Below are 21080 nucleotides of genomic sequence, written 5' to 3'. Positions count from 1 at the left end.
ATACTATTAACAACGCGCCTTATTAATCAGCTTTTTTAAATAGCCATTATTTTAATAAACGATCATCGTTTCATTTACGGTCAAATGTAACTACTCATTCCTATCTACTTTGCTTTACTGGTAAGTTTATAGCAAAGCAAATCGCACCAATTCTTGCTAGAATAATCGATGTCTTTTATCCATCATGAAGCTCAATTATGCCTGTATCTACTACCAAACCTCTCACTATCCTTCACACTTCCGACTGGCATTTGGGGCGTAGGCTCTATGGACGAATGCGTTATGAGGAATTTGAAGCCTTTTTAAGTTGGCTACAAGAGACCATTAGCCTACAGAAAGTGGATATATTAATCGTGGCTGGTGATATTTTTGACACCATGACCCCAAGCAATAGAGCTCAAGCGCTATATTATGAATTTTTAGGAAAAGTTTCAAAATCATGCTGTCAACATATTGTCATCGTCGCAGGCAACCACGATTCCCCTACTTTTTTAGATGCACCAAGTAACGTACTCAAGTTTTTAAACGTCCATGTTATCGGTACCGCTTGTGAAGACTTAAACAATGAAGTATTGGTGTTAGACGATACAAATGGAAACCCGCATTGTATTATTGCGGCTGTCCCCTATTTACGTGATCGTGATGTCCGTAGCACTCAGGCTGGCGAGTCGGCTGATAGCAAAGATGCCAATGTCATTAAAGGCATTCGTGCCCATTATGATGAAGTAGCTAGCATTGCTAAGGCTCATCAAGATAAATTAGTTGAAGTACACCAGCGTCACATTCCCATCATTGCTACAGGGCATCTATTTGCAGCCGGTGGCACCACTACTGAAGACGATGGTGTGCGTGAGCTTTATGTCGGCTCACTCGGTAAGATTTCTGCTGACATGTTCGATGAAAGTTTTGACTATGTGGCGCTTGGACATTTGCACGTACCGCAACGCGTCGGTGGTCGTGAGAGCATTCGCTATTCAGGCTCGCCAATCGCGATGGGATTTGGTGAGTCAAAACAGCAAAAACAAGTATTACTGGTACAGTTTGGTGCAGTAGCAAATGACATTAGCGGTCAAAATTCAGCCTCAGATAATATAGTTGAAAGCATTATTCCTCAGCTGACCAATACCGTTACCCCGATTGAAAAATCTGCTAAGAAAGCAGCCAGTCAGACGACGGAATTTATGGATGACTTGTTTGGTTTTGACGAGCAATCAGAAAATAATGAGGTGACCAAAACTGCTGCTACAGAAAACATCCCTGATCAACGGGATCAAAACAACCAATCAATGACTAACAGTCTCGATACTCCCAACAAAATATTGCATCGCGATAATTTGACGCAGATGCAGGTAATCTCCCTCCCTATTCCAAAATTTCAAAAGTTAGCACAAGTTTCAGGTGATTTGGAGTGCCTTAATCAGGCTATAGATAAAGTCATTCAATCTCTTGATGCAACAGAGTCTGTATGGCTCGAAATTATTTATACGGGTGAGGAGATTATCAGCGAGTTACGTGAGCATATCCAAACGATGGTAGATAATTTGCCGTGCGAGGTGTTAAAAATCAAAAACACTCGTACCTATAATAAAGTACTAAATCAACAACAGATCTCTGAGACGCTACAAGATTTAAATGAGCAAGAAGTATTCGAGCGTTGCTTGATTGCTCATGATATTCCTGATGAGCAAAAATCATCTTTGCGTGACGCCTATGATCAAATCGTTTATAACTTACGTCATGAAGATACTCAAGCTGAATAGCATTATGTAATCATAAACGCTGTTGATCGAAGCTAGCTAGAATAATAGCTTCATTTCTCATTATTGCCCTTTTTATTACTACCTATAAAAATAAGACCCTATCATGCGCCTAATCGAACTACGACTTAAAAATTTGAATTCTTTGAAAGGCGAATGGCACATTGATTTTAGTGACCCCGCTTTTCTTAATGAAGGCATCTTTGCCATTACTGGGCAAACGGGTGCTGGCAAGACGACCATATTGGATGCCATATGTCTTGCGCTATATGGTGAGACGCCGCGGATTAATAGCATCAGCAAAAGTAGTAACGAGGTCATGACGCGGCAAACGGCGGAGTGTTTCGCTGAAGTGGTGATTGATTTAAATGGCACCCTGTATCGCTGCCGATGGGGTCAGCGCCGCGCTTATGGTAAAGCGGATGGTAACTTGCAAGATGCTACCCACGAGATAGCTTTGGTAAAGTCCGAAACTGACAATCTAGACAACGCAGACGTGCCAGCGGGCGATAAAATATTAGAAAGCAAGCTGTCACGCACCAAAGATAAAATCATTGAGCTGACACGAATGGATTTCCAACAGTTCACCCGCTCAATCTTACTGGCTCAAGGGAGTTTTTCAGCGTTTTTAAAGGCCAAGGCCGATGAACGTGCTGACATCTTAGAAAAAATCACTGGCACTGATATCTACGCTACGATATCAACCCATGTCTTTGAAAAAAAACGTCATGAAGAAGAAATATTGAGCAAGTTGCAGTTTGGCTTAGATGGCTTAACGTTGTTAGAAGCAGATGAAGAAGCGCTGATTGGCGAAAAATTAACAGCGCATCAAACCGCACAAACCGAGCAGCAACAATACTATCAGCATCTTAACGAGCAAATCAATTGGCTCGATGCCGTGGCGGAGTTAGAAAAAAACGTCGTCAGCTATCAAAAAGATGTTACGTCGGCAAAGCAAGCGCAGGCAGATTTTATTCCTCATGCTAAACGCCTTATTGCCGCCAATAAAGCCTTGGAGATTGACAGTCAATACAGCCAGCTTGTCCATAACCGTGACACCGTTAAGCGCTTACAAGATGAACAGCAGTCGCTAAATCATCAACTGCCGCAGCAAGAAAATCAACTCACGCAAGCCACGAGCGCTCTACAAGCGGCAAAGGCTCGTACGCAGACAGCAAGTAATGAGCTACAAACCACTTTGCCCAAAATTGCACAAGCCCGCAAGCTGGATGCGACTATCGCCCAGCACAGGCATGTGTTAGACGACCATCGCAAAAGAAAGCAAGCCATAGCAGCCAATATACAGCGCTTATGTCAAGAGATAGACAATCATAAAGAGCGTTTTAATCAAGACAACACCCAGCTGGCGAGTATCGAGACGTACCTTAGTGATGCTGACGCTCTGCACGATATCGATACCGATGCGGCAAACTTTGACAGTCAGTGCAGCCGTCTAAAGGTGCTGCTACAAGACAATGCCGCTTTAGTAAATGAAAAATACAACCATCATCATAAAACCAGCGACTATCAGGCCAACTTTGATAAATGTCAGCAGCAGCAAGACACCACTAACTCTTTGATTGCCAAGGCACGTGAGGAATCAACGGCTTTACAAAAAAAGCAGGCTGGCTTAACCCAAGAGCAGTCATTGGCTGATTTACGTAGCGAGCAAGAACTGATTGACCACACCAACAGCCAGATTGAGCAAGCGATCTTTAAAGCACAACAAATGGCTGCGCTTACGGCGCAAATCAATAAGATAAACACCACCCTGCCCACTCTCAATGAGACATTAGTCAAACTGGCAACGGCTATTACTGATAACGAATCCGTCATAATAGAGGCAAAAGATCGTCGTCAAGATAAGCAAAAGCTGTTGGACTCCTGGCAACACGTCGCAAGTTTAGAGCGCTACATTAGCCAATTAAAAGAGGGAGACCCTTGCCCGATTTGCGGCGCGCTTGAGCATCCTTATGGTGAGCACCACCCTGTGTTAGATAAGGAGCCATCCGAAGTTGCCCAAACGCAGCAGCAGATAAAGGAGCTGGATACGAAGATAAATGCGCTAGAACAAACTTTATCTAAGCAACGTATTGAGTATGCCACTACTCAAAGTCAGATTGAGCAGTGGCAAGAACAAAAAAGCCCACTATATGAGCAGATAAAAACACTGTGCGCAGACAGTGGTCGCTTAATACAGCCACTTTTGCATAAAACCTATTCTGAGTCTCACGCCCTCACCACCATCATGAATCCACTCGGGCAGATTGGCGCCGACATGGATTTACTGAGTGGGCAGATAACGACTGATTCAGCTGATTTCAATCTTATACAAGACGCTCTATTAGTGCTAGGTACGATTAAAGACCAATTTGCCGCGCGCAGGCTTTGTCTAAAAAATACGCTTAGTCAATATGAAGTGCTGAGCGCTGAGCTTACGACAACAAGTAAAACCCTTGAGACGCTTGAACAACAGCAGTATAAGCTTGCTAGTGATATGCATGAGATTGAAACCAATATTAAGATAGGTTTGTTGGCTGTAGAAGGTATCAACAAAAAAACCTGCGCAAATTTTGCTGAATTAACCACGCTTAAAGGCGCTATATCAGCGATATTAAATAAGTATCTGGCTTATACATTAGATTCTGTCGCAAAGCCTGCCACCTTGCAGCCGCTGATAACGAGTATAGATGAGAGAATTGTACTAAACGAAATGGACTATAACACTCATATCCATACACTTCGTCAGCAGCGTAGTAACTTGGTGCAATTAAAACAGCAGTTCAATGCGTATAAGAGTGAGCAACAAACCCTGATGACTGCGCTTGGCAGCGTAACGGTGCAAATCGAAACCAAGCAAGCACAATTAGATAAAGACCAAGCTGAGCTTGATCATCTGAATCAAGCGGTTGCTGATAAAACTGAAATGCTCGAACAATTAACGGCTAAACGGCGCGATATTTTTACGGACAACGCACGTAATATTGGTGCTGATCATAGCAATAACATCACTATTAATCCTGATGAAGAAGACACACGATTACGCGCTTTAGTAGAACAGGCAAATACTGAACAGGCCTCAGCACAAAGACAGTTAGACAGTGCTGAGCATATCTTTCAGCAATTACAGGAAAAACAGCAACAGCTTACCGACCAATTAACCACCGCTACTACTGCCCTCACCATGCAAGAAGATATCTTTAAAGCGGCACTCGCCAGCTCTGACTTTATTGATGAGGCAGATTTCATGTGTGCGCGCCTACCTACCGCTGAGCGCCATAGCCTAACGGAGCAGCAGCAAAAGATAAGTGATACGCTCAAGCAAGCGCAATCGCTATTGGCTCAAACCATGCAAGCACTTACTAAGAAAAAGTCTGAACCCTTAACCACTGAAGAAAGAGAAACGTTGGTTCAGCAGCAGCATCTGGCGCAAAATGAGCTGCACCGCTTGATTGAGGCGATTGGCGCCATGAGTCAACAGCTCAAAGACAATGAAGAGAAAAAAGGCAATCAACAAGCCCAACGTCAAGCTATTGCTCAGCAAAAAGAGACCCTGCAAGTATGGCGACAACTCAATGAATTGATAGGGTCAAGTAGTGGTAAGAAGTATCGTACTTTTGCACAGGGTTTAACTTTTGATATTATGGTGACACATGCCAATGCCCAACTGCACAAAATGAGCGATCGCTATTTGCTGGCTCGGGATGACAATAACCCACTTGAGCTCAATGTCATTGACAACTACCAAGGTGGCGAGAGACGCAGTACCAAAAATCTATCCGGTGGTGAAGGGTTTATTATCAGTTTGGCGCTTGCACTTGGATTATCGCAGATGGCCAGTCACAATATCCGCGTCGATTCATTATTTTTGGATGAAGGCTTTGGCACTCTAGATGAAGAGTCACTTGATATTGCTTTAGATACCTTGACCAGCTTGCAACAAGAAGGCAAATTGATTGGTGTCATCTCACACGTACAAGCCCTAAAAGAGCGTATTTTAACCCAAATTCAAGTTGATAAGCTGTCAGGAGGCTTTAGTAAAATTACTGGTCCAGGCTGCTATCATATAGCCAGTTAATGCTAAAGAAATTTTGGAGTGGCCAATGTTATGCCCATTATGATTCAGCTTACTCATATGAATGCGCGACCGATGATGGTAGGTATCTTCACAATCATCGCTGTTACTTTAAGTTTTACCCCTGCTTATGCAACAATTAGCTGCGCCGGTTATTTACCCAGTAGTTATTTTGAGCGTATCGAAAATAATAAGCCTTTTGCTGGCAAGTTAATTGAATTAACAAATGGCACGCAGCAGCTACACGATCTAAATGGCAATATCCTCACGGATAATTTGTCTGATGCTTATATAGTGATGGATAAACATGTATTAGCTCAGCAAAATGGTAAATACGGCGTTGTTAATGCGGTTGGCAAGATAATTGTACCTTTTGAGTATGATGAGATTCAAACCGAACCGGATATTGCCACCAGCTTTATTGTCAGCGTTAAGTCATCAGATGATGCTCGCAATGCCACCAAACAGGGTATTATCAATCGCCATGGCGGCTGGGTTTATCCGTTAGACAATGCTCATATCGAGCATGCGCATTACGATTCTGCCCAAGATTATTTTATAGTTACTAACAATAACGAGCTAACAGGATTGCTTGATGATAGAGGCTACTGGGCTGTAATGCCGCAATATGATGCGATTCATCCGTTAAATGCCTGTACAGGCGAGCCATTATACCTGCAGGTCAGCTTTAAAAATAAAACGGCGCTTATTGACCAAAACAATGATGTCATCATTCCACTCGCTGCCAACCAACATATCGAATCTTTTAATAATTCTACCAAGCCGCTACTATTTTTACGCAGCACGTTAGTTGCTGGTAGCACCGCTACTGGCATGAGTGAAGATATTCAAGAGGATATTATTAGCGCTCAAATTATCGACGCTAATGGTAAGTTAATCCTCGCATCAGACGCACCGATTAGAAAACTGCTATATCATCAGCTCTATACTTATAAGCAAGCGGGTAAGTTTGGGATTATTAATGATAAAGGTGAAGTGACACTAAAACCCCAATTTGACAGTTATCGTGATGATGCGGATAAAGTATGGCTTGAAAAGAATGGTAAAATGCGGCGTTTAAATACATTGATAACGTTAGAGTAGCGCTTTTATCATTTTTACTGCTTCTATTTTAATGCTCCTATTTATCATTCGAGCATTAGAAGATAAAAAACCACCGTTAATTAATAACGGTGGTTTTTTTGAAAAGATCTTTATCTTGTTGTTTATTGAATGACTACTTAGTTAGTTTAGTTACTTAGTGACTAAACCGCTTAGCTCACTCATCAATACTGACAACGTTGAAAGACCAATTTGACCATTTTCATCATTGCTATGCAGACTATCTAACTTGCTCATCTCTGTGGTGACAGACTCCAGATGATCCAAGTGACGTGAACGCCATTCACCAAATGCTTGCTTCGCATCTGGTTTAGATAATATGGCATCCATCAGTAGACGTAGGCTACGTGACAGCTCGTTCATCAACGCATGGCGTGCGCGGCGATCCCAGTAGTCTTGCTGTGGTAAAGTGGCGATGTTGTCCATCATCCAATCTAACTGCAAGACGTGATAGGCATCAAAGTATAATGTTGCAATCTCATCAACAGGACGCTCATATTGCTCAGCGAGCAGTGCGGCATCAAGTGCATCAACATGATAAGGCAGCATCGCAAACAACGCGGCATCATTGTTAGACAAATCATTCTGCATCAGGCTAGTGGTATCTTCTTGCAAGTATTCTGCAAATTGTTGCTCAATAAAGCCGCCTGATTTGGTTAATTTCTCAACACTATCACTAAAGCGACTGATCATGTCAGCGACTTGCAATTCTTGACCAAAGGCATTGATAAACCAAACCACACCTTGCTCAAGCGCGTCACGTAGACGTAGTTCAAGAGTTAGCAGCAATGTAGCATCGACTTGATTGTCCAGCGCTTCAAGGGTGTTCCAAGCTTTTGATACATTGAAGACATCACGGCTAATTGCATAACCACGTACGATGGTCGCCAGCGATTGATCTGTTTCTTCATAAAGACGGAACAGTGCTTCAATGCCCAAACGATTGACCACACTATTTGTCAAATAGGTGCTGATAATCTCACGATGTAAGCGGTGTTCAGTCATCTCATCAAAGAACCGCGTCGCCAGCTCATCAGGGAAATACTTGCGCAGCTCATTGATAAAGTACGCATCATCTGGCAAGTCTGATGATAACAAGTTGTCATACACCCACATTTTGCCATAAGCCATGACAACTGCCAGCTCAGGGTTGGTCAAGCCAGTATCTGCTTTTTGACGTTTGGCAATTTCTTCATCTGATGGCAGATATTCAATCGCCCGATCAAGACGCCCTTCACCTTCTAACATCTGAATAAAACGTTGATGATCGCTTAAGTTAGCCGCCGCACGAATGTGGCTAAGCTCGATCGCTTGTGGCTGAAGGTAATTTTGACGCAATACCAGTTCTGCCACGCTATCAGTCATGCTCTCAAGCAACTCATTACGCTGCTTTAAGGTCATGTCGCCTTGCTCGACCACTTTACCAAGTAAAATTTTGATATTGACTTCATGATCTGAGCAGTTTACGCCGCCTGAGTTATCGATAGCGTCGGTATAAATGCGACCGCCTGTTTGTGCATATTCGATACGCCCTTGCTGGGTAAAGCCTAAGTTACCACCTTCACCAACGATAGCCGTACGTAGCTCATTGCCGTTGACCCGTACTGCGTTATTGGCACGGTCGCCGACATCAGCATGGCTCTCATTCACGCTTTTCACATAAGTACCAATACCGCCATTCCAAATAAGATCAACAGGCGATTTTAACAACGCACTGATTAACTCATTGGGTGCCATGCTGTCTTCAGCGATATCAAAACGCTGTTTCATCTCAGCACTGAGCGTGATGCTCTTATCTTGGCGGGAGAAAACGCCACCTCCCTGGCTAATAAGTGACTTTTCATAGTCATCCCACGTCGAACGCGGCATGTCAAATAAGCGGGCACGTTCTGCGTGTGAAGCAGCAGCATCTGGATTAGGATCAATAAAGATATGTAGATGGTTAAATGCGGCGACCAGCTGGGTATGGGTTGATAGCAGCATGCCATTGCCGAATACGTCACCGCTCATATCGCCAATACCAACCACGGTAAAGTTATCACGGTTCTGAATGTCCATGCCGCGCATACGGAAGTGGCGTTTGACCGATTCCCAACCACCGCGTGCAGTGATACCCATGGCTTTATGATCGTAACCAACCGAGCCGCCTGAAGCAAAGGCATCGTCGAGCCAGAAATCATATTCAGCAGACAAGGCATTCGCAATATCAGAGAAGCTAGCCGTTCCTTTATCAGCCGCGACCACTAAGTACGGATCATCTTCATCATGACGCACGGTGTTGGCTGGCGGGACAATTTTTCCATCAACGATATTATCCGTCACATCGAGCATACCGCGTAGGAATGCTTGATAACAAGCAATGCCTTCGGCTTGGAATGCGTCGCGACCATCTGCCATGGTTTTGGTTTTGACGATAAAACCGCCTTTTGAACCAACAGGAACAATCACCGCGTTTTTGACCATCTGTGCTTTGACCAAACCAAGCACTTCGGTACGGAAGTCTTCCATACGATCTGACCAACGCAGACCACCACGAGCCACTTTACCACCGCGCAAATGCACCGCTTCCACTCGTGGCGAATAAACAAATATCTCAAACATTGGCTTTGGTTTTGGTAGATTAGGAATATCTGCTGCCAAAAACTTAAATGATAAACGATCTTTACGCTGACCATCGCTATCGGTTTGATAGAAGTTAGTGCGTACCATGGCGTTAATTAAATCTAAATACCAACGCAAGATACGGTCTTCATCCAAGCTATCCACACCTGCCAATGCCGCCGTGATTTGCTGTTGAATCTGCGCGGTTTTTTCTGTGCGTTCATCTTCACTGTACTTAGGGTTCATACGGGCATCAAACAGACTACCTAGCGCCACGCTAATGTCGCTATTTTTTACTACCGTTTGCTGAATATACGTACTAGAGAATGGTGCTTTCGCTTGCATCATATAGCGTGACAATGCTCGTAGTACTACCACATCATAAGTGTCTAAATTGGTCGTCAATACCAATTCGTTAAAGGAGTCACTCTCAACATGTCCCGCCCAAATCTGTTTGAGACTGTCTTCAAACTGACCACGCACCACTTGCATGTTGACAGTATCGACATGCTCTAGTGTCAGTTCATACTCTTGCATCCAAATGGGCTGCTCTGGCAAATCAAACTCATAGGTTTGTGCTGAAATGACAGACACACCAAAGTTTTCAAGGATTGGCAGGACTTTAGACAAAATGACAGGCTGTTCACGACCATACAGTTTTAGGTGTAATTGATTGCTTGCATCGCCAGTTGACTGGTATAAATGCCAAATCATCGGCTGTTCTGCTGTCAATACAGCTAAACGCTTAGTGTCTTCAACCGCAGTACGGGCATCAAAACGCTCTTGATAAGCCGCAGGGATATAATTTAAAAAGCGACGGTTTAAAGCATTGGCTTGTTGCTCACCCACATTATCCAATAGCATCTTTTGATAGCTGTCGCTCCATGATTGCATTAAAGCAGATAGTTTTGCTTCAAGTGCAGCAGTATCGACGTCTTTCACTTGACCTGGCACTGTACGCACATGGACATGCACACGTGCGTGAGCTGATTCGTTGAATTCGGTGGTAAAGCCTGATGATGTGCCACCGTAAGCTTCTTTTAGGACGTTCTGTACTTTGATACGTAGCTCGGTGTTGAACTTGTCGCGCGGGATATAGACCAAGCATGAGACAAAACGCTGATAATGATCCACACGGCTGAATAGGCGCAGGCTCTTTTTATCTTGCAACTGGCTGATACCAGAAACGATAGGATATAGCTCTTCGACGCTGGCTTGAAAGAGGTCGTCACGCGGCAAGGTGTTAATCACATGCATCATTTTATGGTGCGCATGACCGTCACGTGGCAATTCTGCCATCGCCATAATCTTATTGGCTTTGTCACGTAATAGCGGAATTTGCTGTACCGTTAGTTGATACGCTTGTGAGGTCAATAGACCAATAAATCGATATTCACCAACCAGTTTACCGTTGTCATCAAATTTATGAATACCCAAAAAATCCATATATACGGGACGATGCACAGGCGATACACGGCTTGATTTGGACAACATCAACACTCGCGGTTCAGTCAATAGCTGCTTTAATACTTTTGGCAATTGGCTAAAACTTTCTGACAGTTTATCTTCTTCAGCACCGCGTAATAGACCAAGACCGCTATTACCAATGGCGAATAAATCTAAATCAGCAGGTTCAGCATTCACTTCAACAGCCTGACCGCCTTCCAAACGGTATTCACGATAACCCAAGAATATAAAATGATCGTCTAATATCCAATCTAAAAACGCTTGTATCTCTTGCTGCGAGTAAAAAACTTCTGGCAGTGGTTTGTTTGATAGCTCAGCTTTGATATCCGTCAACTGCGCACGCATCTGCTTCCAATCGCCAACGACTGTATCTAGCGTATCAATTTTTGCCAATAACATTTGCTGTAATGCAGCCAGATCTTCATCATCTTGATAGGCAATTTCACAATGAATCAAAGACAAATGAGAGGTCGCGCTTTCATGTGCGCCTTCGACATGAGTAATATGACCATTATCATCACGTGCAACACTGACAATGATGTTATAAGTACGATGAACATCGATACCTTCAGACTCAAGACTCATCAAAATCGTATCGACTAAAAACGGTCTGTCATAGGCAACAATTTGAATAACCGTATGTGAGCTATGAAAATGCTGCTCTTCTGCTTTTGGGTTCAGCACCTTCAGTTGTGGCTTGCTACCATCATAGGCTTGGAGCAACGTAAAATGATGTAATGCCATGCCTGCTAGGTCAGCATTACTGATAGTCTCAGCTGCCTCTGCGTGCAATGGCTGATAATAGCTATGAATAAAATGATCAAATAATGATTTGTCTTTTTGTACATAACTGGTAGCAATATCGCTTATCTGGCTGATGCGCTCTTTTGCGATACTGAGGGAGTTTGGCATGTCCTTCATCCTTTTTTATAGATTTGATTTATCATTTATTTAAGTTTATTAATTCGTACTAACTAATGGCAGCGCATAAATATGTGAAACATTATTGGTGCTGCGGAGCAGTATATCCATTTACGTAATTTATTCTGTTTTTTCTTGATATTTTAAGTTTCTCTCCTTTTTTCACCCTTATTTTTAGGAATATGTCGCAATTGGGATTTAATACCATTAATTTAGTGAAGTGTAACGTACATAGCGCGCCAGCTAAAGCGTACAACATCATTTCATGAATCAGCAACATGTCGATAACATTTACTCATGAGACAGGTTTTTCCGTTTATTGATGATTAATTGCTGGCAAGTGGATACTCATGGCAATCAGTACGACTTTTTTGTTAGAATATGCCAGTATATTTAAGAGTGTGTGGCTAACTCATAATTAACTTTAATGCTAAGGGCAAGACGTATGATGAATATTTTGGTGATTGGTTCAGGTGGTCGCGAACACGCGCTAGCATGGCAATGTGCAAAAGACGATAAGGTCAATAATGTCTACGTCGCGCCTGGTAATGCTGGTACAGCGCTTGAACCTAAATGCCAAAACGTTGTCCTAGTATCGACAGTATCTACGGGCGAGAACGGTAGTGAGCATAGTGCAATCATCGATTTTTGCCAAAACAATGCCATTGACATGGTCATTGTTGGACCAGAAGCGCCTTTGGTCACTGGTATCATTGATGCTTGCCGCGATGCTGGGATTCAAGCGTGGGGACCAACAGCATACTGTGCGCAATTAGAAGGTTCCAAAACCTTCGCCAAAGAATTCATGGAGCAAAACAATATCCCCACCGCAGCCTACAAAGGCTTCACCGAAGCGGTGGCAGCCAAAGCTTATATCGATGAACAAGGTGCACCCATCGTTATCAAAGCCGATGGCCTTGCCGCTGGCAAAGGGGTCATCGTTGCAGAAACTATCGAACAGGCATATGAGGCCATCGATGACATGCTTGCGGGCAATAAGTTTGGTGATGCAGGCAGCCGAGTGGTGATTGAGCAGTTTTTGCAAGGTGAAGAAGCCAGCTTTATCTGCATGATTGATGGTAAAAATGTCTTGCCAATGGCAACAAGCCAAGACCATAAACGGGCTTTTGAAGGCGATACAGGTCCGAACACAGGCGGTATGGGAGCATACTCTCCTGCACCAGTGGTCACTCAAGATGTCCATGAAAAAGTCATGACCCAAGTCATTCAGCCAGTGGTTGATGCAATGAATAATGCGGGTCACCCTTATACGGGATTTTTATATGCAGGTCTCATGATTGATGAAGCAGGTGACCCTTATGTGATCGAATTTAACTGCCGTTTTGGTGATCCAGAAACTCAGCCAATCTTAATGCGTTTACAATCATCAATGGTAGATTTGGTGGCACAAGGTCTAGCAGGACAGTTGCCTAGTGATGCTCAGTGGGACAGCCGCCCTGCCCTCGGTATCGTCGTTGCTTCAAAAGGCTATCCTGAAACATCATCAAAAGGTGATGTAATTGCTGGCTTGCCAGAACTAGATGACAATAATGACAACGCTGTCAAAGTCTTCCATGCTGGCACTGCTTTTTCTGACAGCGATGCCATAGACCGTGAAAAAGAAGTGGTGACGAATGGCGGACGTGTACTATGCGTGACTGCTCTTGCAGATAGTATTTCAGACGCTCAGCAAGCCGCACTTGCGGTAACAGGTGCGATTAGTTTCGATGGTGCACAGTATCGCCGTGATATTGGGCATCATGCCATTGCTCGTGAAAACAGTTAAAAATCAATATTACTCAGGCGAGGGCTGTTCGCAGTTTCAGTCTGATACACCAAATTACTCTTAGCTATTAGGATTTGACCTAGCATCATGCTAGGTCTTATTTTTTGATATTATTTTTTACGAAATTATAATCTGCAAATATATACTGCGGCTTACAAAGTAACTGCTATTGGCAAGCTTAGGCTCATCAACCAAATGTGCTTTATATGATACAATTTTGTACCCGTACATCGCATCTCCCTTGTATTGTAGGTTTTGAACCCACAAATCAATACCAACTGGATGAATGATTATATTTATGGCAAATGATACGTCTAAACCTTCTAGCACCAAGCAATCCATCGATAGCTTAAAAACCTCAGGGTTTGATAGACGAATGTCGATTGCTAAAACCTCCTTAAACATTGGTCGCCGCTGGGCGGGTAATAGTGTGTCTGGTATGTTCTTAAATAAAGAAGCACGCACAGCACGTAACCAAGTATTTATGGAAGCACAAGCAAACTACCTCGCAGAAGAGCTAGGTAAGCTAAAAGGTTCGGTCGTCAAAATTGGTCAAATGCTAGCGATTTATGGCGAACATATTTTGCCACCAGAAATCACCCGTGCCTTGCAAACGCTCAATGATGATACCGCTACGTTATCATGGCCAACCATGCAACAAACGCTGCAGCAATTATTGGGCGAAAAATTACATGAATTAGATGTCGATACGGTTCCTATAGGTACCGCGTCGCTCGCGCAAGTTCATCGCGCCACCGTGATTGCGACTGGCGAGCAAGTTGTATTAAAAATTCAGTATCCGGGTGTTGCTGATGCAATCAACTCAGATCTTGCTTTATTTAAGCAACTATTAAGAGTGAGTAACATCGTTCCGCAGACCCGTTCGCTCGATGCTTGGTTCGAAGAGATACGTGACCTACTCCATCATGAAGTGGACTACGAAGCTGAAGCCGCGACGACAGAACGGTTTTATGACCGTCTGAGTAATGATCCGCGTTACATAATTCCCAAGATTAATCGTACTTATTCCAAAAAGCGCCTACTCTGCATGTCTTATGAGCCAGGTATTACCGTAGTTTCTGAGGCATTACAATTATTACCTCATGAGCGTCGTAACGCTATTGGTCAGGCAGCCATCGAAATCATGATGCAAGAGATTTTTGTGTGGGGTGAAATGCAGACAGACCCCAACTTTGGTAATTATTTGGTTCGTGTCAGTGAAAATGAAGGCGATATCGATAAATTAGTATTATTAGATTTTGGTGCTATTCGTCAATTTGATAACAACCTTTTGACCATTGCGCATGGCTTACTAAAAGCTGGTTACCGCCATGACCATCAGGCAATGATGCTTGCGATGACGGGTTATGACTTCTTTGATAGTATGAGTGATAAAGTACGCTCTGACATGGCGTCACTATTTTTATTGGCAACCGAACCGTTTAGTGATCCAGCGACCAATCCTGATATTCCTAGCGATTGTCTAGATAAGGACGACCGTTATATTTGGGCGAACAGCAAACTTCACTCTCGCCTCTCAATACAAGCCACAAAAGCGATGCAGTCTTTTGAGTTTAACTTACCACCAAAAGAATTTATGTTTATTAGTCGAAAATTTATTGGTGCTTATACCTTTCTGACGGTGCTTGACGCTTATACTGATTCAGATACCTTAGTAAAACCTTATTTATAGTTTTGATTTAAGAAAATTTTCTCTAATAGTAAGTAATTTTTGAACCGCCTTTTTGTGGCGGTTTTATTTTTTAGCTTTTTATTTGCTTAGGCTATTTTATATATTACAAATTAGTACTTATTATCGGCAATATTGGTTTTGATTTATTACTTAGGCTATTTAACTTGATTCATAGTGTCGGCCTTCCACTCATCAAACCTAGTTTTATAACCCTCGGGCTTATGCATAATAAGTTCCCAGCATACCTCTCCACGGGCTAAATATTTTATTTCAAAATGCGTGCGCTGACTGTCATCAGCGACTTGATAGCGCTCATTAGGCAACGACCATATCTCCGTTGCTTGCTGCTCTGCATTATTGATATAGGCTTCGATGTTGGTTACTAGTACCACCTCTCCACCTACTTGCAAGCGTGACAATAGAAACTCGAAGAAAGGCATGTTTAGCCATTGCTGGTTGGGATTGTGCTGTTCAGGATTGGGGTACAGTATGAAGATTTTACTGACACTATTGGGTTTAATGGCATACACAATCCATGCGATCGCATCAGCATGAATGGCAGTTAAGTTCGGTGAATCTTGTAGCACTGCCAGTTTGGCAAAAGCATCAAATTTATTACGCGTACGTTCAATCGCAATCAAATGCTTATCAGTATTCTTCGCGGCAAAGCCAAGCGCATGCTTGCCCTTCCCTGCACCGATTTCTAATACCAAAGGTATATTATTTTTATTGTCGTGAATGAGGTTTGGCACAATAAAATCACGTGGTGCCGAAAGCTTTTCTGGTTGAAATGCACGCAGTTGCTGATGCGTAAGTTCAATATTGTCCGTCATCTACTATCCTTAAAGTATTTGTCTTTTGCCATTATTCGGGCGCATGCTATTATATAGCCAATCCACTTCAATAGTAATATAGCGACTGCGAGTAACGCGCTATCGTAGTCTATCAAGCGCATATGAGAAGAAAATAGACCACTTAACGACTGCCGCTCGCTAATGAGATTAATCATACAAATAAATCAAGGATACTCTCACCCTTATCATGACTGAATCTACCCCCAATACTTCTCCTAAAACCTATCCTTGCCCACGTTGTGGCACTAAAACAGCATGGCAAGACAATAAGTACAAACCGTTTTGTAGCAGTCAATGTAAACTTATTGACTTAGGTGCATGGGCAAATGAAGACTATACCTTGCCTGCTGAAACCACGCCTTTTTCTGACGAGCTATAATCAACACCTTCTCTTTTAACTAATTTATCATCTTAAGGATGTTTTATATGTCTGCTACTTATCTGATGCCCACTTATAACCGTCAGCCAATCAGCTTTACACGCGGTTCAGGCAGCTGGCTATATACCAAAGATGACACGCCTTATTTAGATGCGCTGACTGGTATTGCCGTATGCGGTCTAGGGCATTGCCACCCGCAAGTGACTGACGCCATTCAGCAGCAAGCAGCGACTTTAGTACATACCAGTAACTTATTCGGTATCGACTGGCAAGAGCGTGCGGGTGAAGTGCTATGTACAGCTGCCCAAATGGACAGTGTGTTCTTTGCCAACAGTGGTGCTGAAGCGAACGAGGCCGCGCTCAAATTGGCGCGTCTATATGCCTATCAGCAAGGTTTTAAACGCCCAAAAGTCATCGTTATGGAGCAGTCATTCCATGGTCGTACCTTATTATCATTGTCAGCCACCGCCAACCCAAAAGCCCGTGAAGGGTTTTACACATTAGATGATGATTTTATCCGTGTACCCTTTGGCGATATTGCCGCGATTAAGCAAGCCGCGCAAGATCATGATGAAATTTGCGCCATCTTTGTAGAGCCTATTCAAGGTGAAGGGGGTTTAAATACTGCTACTAATGGATTTACGTATCTTGAAGAACTACAAGCAGAGTGTGAAGCCCATAACTGGCTATTTATGCTAGATGAAGTGCAAACAGGTAATGGCCGTACGGGTAAATACTTCGCTTATCAACATAGTAATGCGCGTCCTGATGTATTGACGACAGCTAAGGGCTTGGGTAACGGTTTTCCAGTAGGCGCATGTATGATACGTGGCCGCGCTAATGGCCTGCTTGGTGCTGGTAGTCATGGCTCTACTTATGGCGGCACGCCGCTAGCCAGTCGTGTGGTACATAGCGTATATGACGTATTGGCTAACAGTGATATCATGACCAATGCCGTGACCGAAGGGCTGTTTATTCGAGAGACGCTGGTCGATACACTAGGACAATATGGCGTCAGCAGTCGTGGTGCAGGTATGATGATTGGTATCACCTTACCTGAAGACATGGACTGTAGTCAGTTGGTTGATCGTGCACGTGATGAGCAAAAGCTAATCATCAATGTCACTGGTGGGCATGTTGTGCGCTTGCTACCGCCGCTTAATATGAGCCGCGATGAGAGCACACAAGTGGCTGAGCGTCTGATTGACTTGCTAAAACCATCATTTTAAATGATTGGTTACATTAAACGCTAATACTAAAAAAGCCTATAGATAATATATCTATAGGCTTTTTGCTTTTGGAGGCTTTAAACTACTCTCTACGGTGCATTATTCAAACGTCACCTAATTGGCATGGAAGTACTTTTTTAATACCTCTAAACAGCGAGTGATTTTGGCTGGCTGTTGATCACGGTTTAAGGTGACGGCATATAGTACAAAACTTGGCAATTGATAACCAGTCAAAACTTCGACCAAATCACCATTTTCAAGCTCTTTTTTAATGTCCATTTCCATCATTCTAACCAAGCCATGACCTTCTTTTGCCAAGGTGGTCGCCATAAAGACATTATTGGTATAAATGCGTGAATTCATTTTCGTACGCGTCTTTTTACCCGTTTCTGTTTGAATGAGATCAATTTGATTGGCATCTTTCATGATTTCAATACAAATCAGCTGATGGTCAGCCAAATCCTTAGGCGTCTGCAGTTTGGTATGTTGACGTAGGTACTGCGGTGAAGCAACCAACATTTGGCGCACATCGGTCAATGGATGACTGCTGAGGCTCGAGTCATTAATCGATGGACTCATACGAATCGCAATATCGATCCGCTCATCAATCATGTCAATATAGTGGTTGTCTGCCAGATAGGTAATACTAAGATCATCATGTGCCGCCATCCACGTAGAAAGTGCCGGCAAGATGTGATTAACGCCAAGCTCCGGTGTTGTCGCCACTCGTAAGCTGCCTGCCAACTCATCACGCAACTGATTGACCTTAATCCGCCCTTGTTCAGCAGCACTTACCACATCCTTTGCGGCTTCATAAAAGCTCTCGCCAGCTTCTGTTAAGCTCAGCTTACGAGTTGAGCGGTGTAATAGTACGACGCCCAGCTCATTTTCTAATGAGCGGATTTGCTGACTGACTGCACTGGTTGTAATGCCAAGCTCACGAGCAGAGCCACTAAAAGAGCCATGTCCAACCACACTGGCGAACACAGCCATACCGCGTAAATTATCCAACATATTCTCACCTAAACTTCATTTCAGTTTTTAATATAACTTAACCATTATAACGAATCTTAATTTATCTTATCGTTACTAAATATTTCTCTCTTGTTTAAAAAAGCCCATTTAATCTGCAATAAAAACAAAAATATCAAGGCGATAGTACAACATCGCCTTGATATTTTATATGAAAGTTGTCTTTAATAACTATATAGACTTTTAAATAATTTTAACAACAGTTTTTCTGACTGTTTAATACAACTGAACCTTACCCATTTTTCCTTCACCGCGCTCATTCAAATACTGCATCACAGGCGTAGCAAGCAGTCTTGCTTCTGCAACCGTTTTGGCTTGCACCAAGCGCTTTTGTTGGCGACGCTCAGGCGTCTTATCCTCTGCTTGCATGACGCTGCCATCGATTTGTAAGTCAATTTCTGCTTGGGTGAACTGCTGTTGCAGTTTAGCCGCTAATTGCTGAAAAGTGGTTTGTAAATGCCGACTATCTACACTTGTTATAAATATTGCCTTGCCATCGCATAAGCCCGTCATCATGCCTTGACGCGCAAGTGCTAATTCGTCTTGAGCCAATATCTCCGCTTCACGAGCCGTTTGTAGCCAATAATCCCATTTTTCTGGTGTCCACTCACCTAGCAGTTCTTGCGGTGAGCAACGCAGCAAAGTACGAGGATCATCCAGTTGCGTTGTTAACTGAGAATTATTTGCATCAGGCTCAACAACGGGTTCAGGCTCAACAACGGGTTCAGGCTCAACAACGGGTTCAGGCTCAACAACGGGTTCAGGCTCAACAACGGGTTCAGGCTCAACAACGGGTTCAGGCTCAACAACGGGTTCAGGGCTAGTAACTAATACATCATGATTTTGCTCAGAATATTGAGCCAAACTTGGCTCAATATTGTCATAGGTCTCGACTTGCAAATCATCATTATCTCGTGCTTGATAATCAATGCCATAAGACTGTAATGGCGGTGCAGAAGCCGATTGGCTAGTTGATGACTGTGTAGAATGTGTAGATGTCCCATCTTCTATAGCTGGCATTTCAGATGATACAGAGCCAGCATAAGTATGATTTAATATCTCATCGACTGGCAACGGACGAAATGCCAGCAGACGTAAAATGCACATTTCCAGCGCTTGCATTGGTGTGCTCGCAAGCTTAACACCTTCACGTGCTTGCACGACAATCTCATAATACAGTTGCAGAACGTCTGGACTCATATGCTGCGCAAGCGTGTTAATATCTTGCGCCTGTGCCTCATTTACATTTAATGCCACTTCAGGCAACAGCTGAGTCAACGCCAATTGATGCAGTAATTCAGTAAGACCATCAAACATACTCGTCGCATCAACCATTTGCGCGCGCATTTGTTCTATATGAGCCGCGACAGCAGATTTGTCATGGTTATAGATATCAGTAATTAAACTGACCAGATCAGCCGCATCAATTAAGCCAAGCATGGCGTTTACAGTGACATCGTCGAGCGCACCTTGACCAAAAGCAATGGCCTGATCGGTCAATGACAACGCATCACGTACCGAGCCTTTAGCGGCGCTAGCCAATTGCCAGAGCGCAGGCTGCGTATAACTTACCTGCTCTTGGGTAAGAACATTTGCCAAATGCTCGCTGAGTAACGTTTGCGGTAGCGGACGTAGCACAAACTGCAAACAGCGCGAAATAATGGTAATCGGCAATTTTTGCGGATCAGTCGTGGCAAGTAAGAATTTTACATGCTCAGGGGGTTCTTCCAAAGTTTTAAGAAGCGCATTAAAACTGTGTGTGGACAACATATGCACTTCATCAATCAGGTATACTTTATAACGCCCCTGACTTGGCGCATACGGCACATTATCCAGCAACTCTCGTGTGTCTTCTACTTTGGTACGGGATGCCGCATCAATCTCGATAAGATCGATAAATCGCCCTTGATCGATTGCCACGCAGTTATCACACACACCGCAAGGCGTACTAGTGATACCAGTATCGCAGTTCAAACATTTAGATAAGATACGCGCGATCGTGGTCTTACCCACACCGCGTGTGCCCGTAAAGAGGTAAGCATGATGCAAACGGTTATAATCAATCGCATTAATCAGTGCTTGAGAAACATGCGTTTGCCCAATCAACTCGTGAAAGTTTTTTGGACGGTATTTGCGCGCTAAAACTTGATATTGCTGCGTCATA

General features: G+C 43.4%; 11 protein-coding genes. 7 read left to right on the top strand and 4 right to left on the bottom strand.

Annotated features, from left to right (window positions below; genetic code table 11):
* The first annotated feature begins 197 nt into the window (after positions 1 to 197).
* The 3 genes from JMW64_RS07175 (at position 198) to JMW64_RS07165 (ending at position 6936) form a co-directional block, all read left to right on the top strand.
* Entirely contained in the window at positions 198 to 1760 is a 1563-nt protein-coding gene (locus JMW64_RS07175; RefSeq protein WP_201553826.1) for an exonuclease SbcCD subunit D C-terminal domain-containing protein, read from the top strand.
* Between the two features lie 103 nt (positions 1761 to 1863).
* A complete protein-coding gene (locus tag JMW64_RS07170; protein ID WP_201553825.1) occupies positions 1864 to 5835 on the top strand; it encodes an AAA family ATPase in 3972 nt (1323 codons plus the stop codon).
* A gap of 30 nt (positions 5836 to 5865) precedes the next feature.
* Positions 5866 to 6936 carry a WG repeat-containing protein gene (locus tag JMW64_RS07165; RefSeq protein WP_201553824.1) on the top strand — a complete coding sequence of 357 codons (1071 nt, stop codon included), beginning with the start codon at positions 5866 to 5868 and terminating at the stop codon, positions 6934 to 6936.
* A gap of 150 nt (positions 6937 to 7086) precedes the next feature.
* Here the strand turns inward: JMW64_RS07165 and JMW64_RS07160 are convergent, their stop codons facing one another.
* Complete coding sequence (locus JMW64_RS07160; protein WP_201553823.1) at positions 7087 to 11934, bottom strand: NAD-glutamate dehydrogenase; 4848 nt, start codon at positions 11932 to 11934, stop codon at positions 7087 to 7089.
* A 457-nt stretch (positions 11935 to 12391) separates the two neighbouring features.
* On the opposite strand from JMW64_RS07160, the gene purD reads away from it, so the two are divergent.
* Both purD and JMW64_RS07150 read left to right on the top strand, forming a co-directional pair.
* The gene (gene purD / locus JMW64_RS07155) at positions 12392 to 13729 is read left to right on the top strand and encodes a phosphoribosylamine--glycine ligase (protein ID WP_201555068.1); all 1338 of its coding nucleotides are present in this window, start codon (positions 12392 to 12394) and stop codon (positions 13727 to 13729) included.
* A gap of 298 nt (positions 13730 to 14027) precedes the next feature.
* On the top strand, positions 14028 to 15422 hold the full coding sequence (locus JMW64_RS07150; protein WP_201553822.1) for an ABC1 kinase family protein: 1395 nt from the start codon (positions 14028 to 14030) through the stop codon (positions 15420 to 15422).
* A gap of 155 nt (positions 15423 to 15577) precedes the next feature.
* Here the strand turns inward: JMW64_RS07150 and JMW64_RS07145 are convergent, their stop codons facing one another.
* Positions 15578 to 16255, bottom strand: a complete 678-nt coding sequence (locus JMW64_RS07145; RefSeq protein WP_198329899.1) for a class I SAM-dependent methyltransferase — start codon at positions 16253 to 16255, stop codon at positions 15578 to 15580.
* A gap of 208 nt (positions 16256 to 16463) precedes the next feature.
* On the opposite strand from JMW64_RS07145, the gene JMW64_RS07140 reads away from it, so the two are divergent.
* Both JMW64_RS07140 and JMW64_RS07135 read left to right on the top strand, forming a co-directional pair.
* Positions 16464 to 16655 carry a DNA gyrase inhibitor YacG gene (locus JMW64_RS07140; protein ID WP_193013089.1) on the top strand — a complete coding sequence of 64 codons (192 nt, stop codon included), beginning with the start codon at positions 16464 to 16466 and terminating at the stop codon, positions 16653 to 16655.
* Between the two features lie 47 nt (positions 16656 to 16702).
* Positions 16703 to 17884 carry an aspartate aminotransferase family protein gene (locus JMW64_RS07135; protein ID WP_201553821.1) on the top strand — a complete coding sequence of 394 codons (1182 nt, stop codon included), beginning with the start codon at positions 16703 to 16705 and terminating at the stop codon, positions 17882 to 17884.
* A gap of 114 nt (positions 17885 to 17998) precedes the next feature.
* Here the strand turns inward: JMW64_RS07135 and JMW64_RS07130 are convergent, their stop codons facing one another.
* On the bottom strand, positions 17999 to 18898 hold the full coding sequence (locus tag JMW64_RS07130; protein ID WP_045448120.1) for a LysR family transcriptional regulator: 900 nt from the start codon (positions 18896 to 18898) through the stop codon (positions 17999 to 18001).
* Between the two features lie 234 nt (positions 18899 to 19132).
* Positions 19133 to 21079: a DNA polymerase III subunit gamma/tau gene (dnaX, locus tag JMW64_RS07125; protein ID WP_201553820.1), complete on the bottom strand. Its 1947-nt coding sequence runs from the start codon at positions 21077 to 21079 to the stop codon at positions 19133 to 19135.
* Between the last annotated feature and the right edge of the window lies 1 nt (position 21080).

It is taken from the genome of Psychrobacter immobilis (assembly GCF_904846065.1).
Classification (GTDB): domain Bacteria; phylum Pseudomonadota; class Gammaproteobacteria; order Pseudomonadales; family Moraxellaceae; genus Psychrobacter; species Psychrobacter immobilis_H.
The sequence above is the reverse complement of the archived record's forward strand: the minus strand, read 5'-3'. Positions and strand labels throughout refer to the sequence as shown.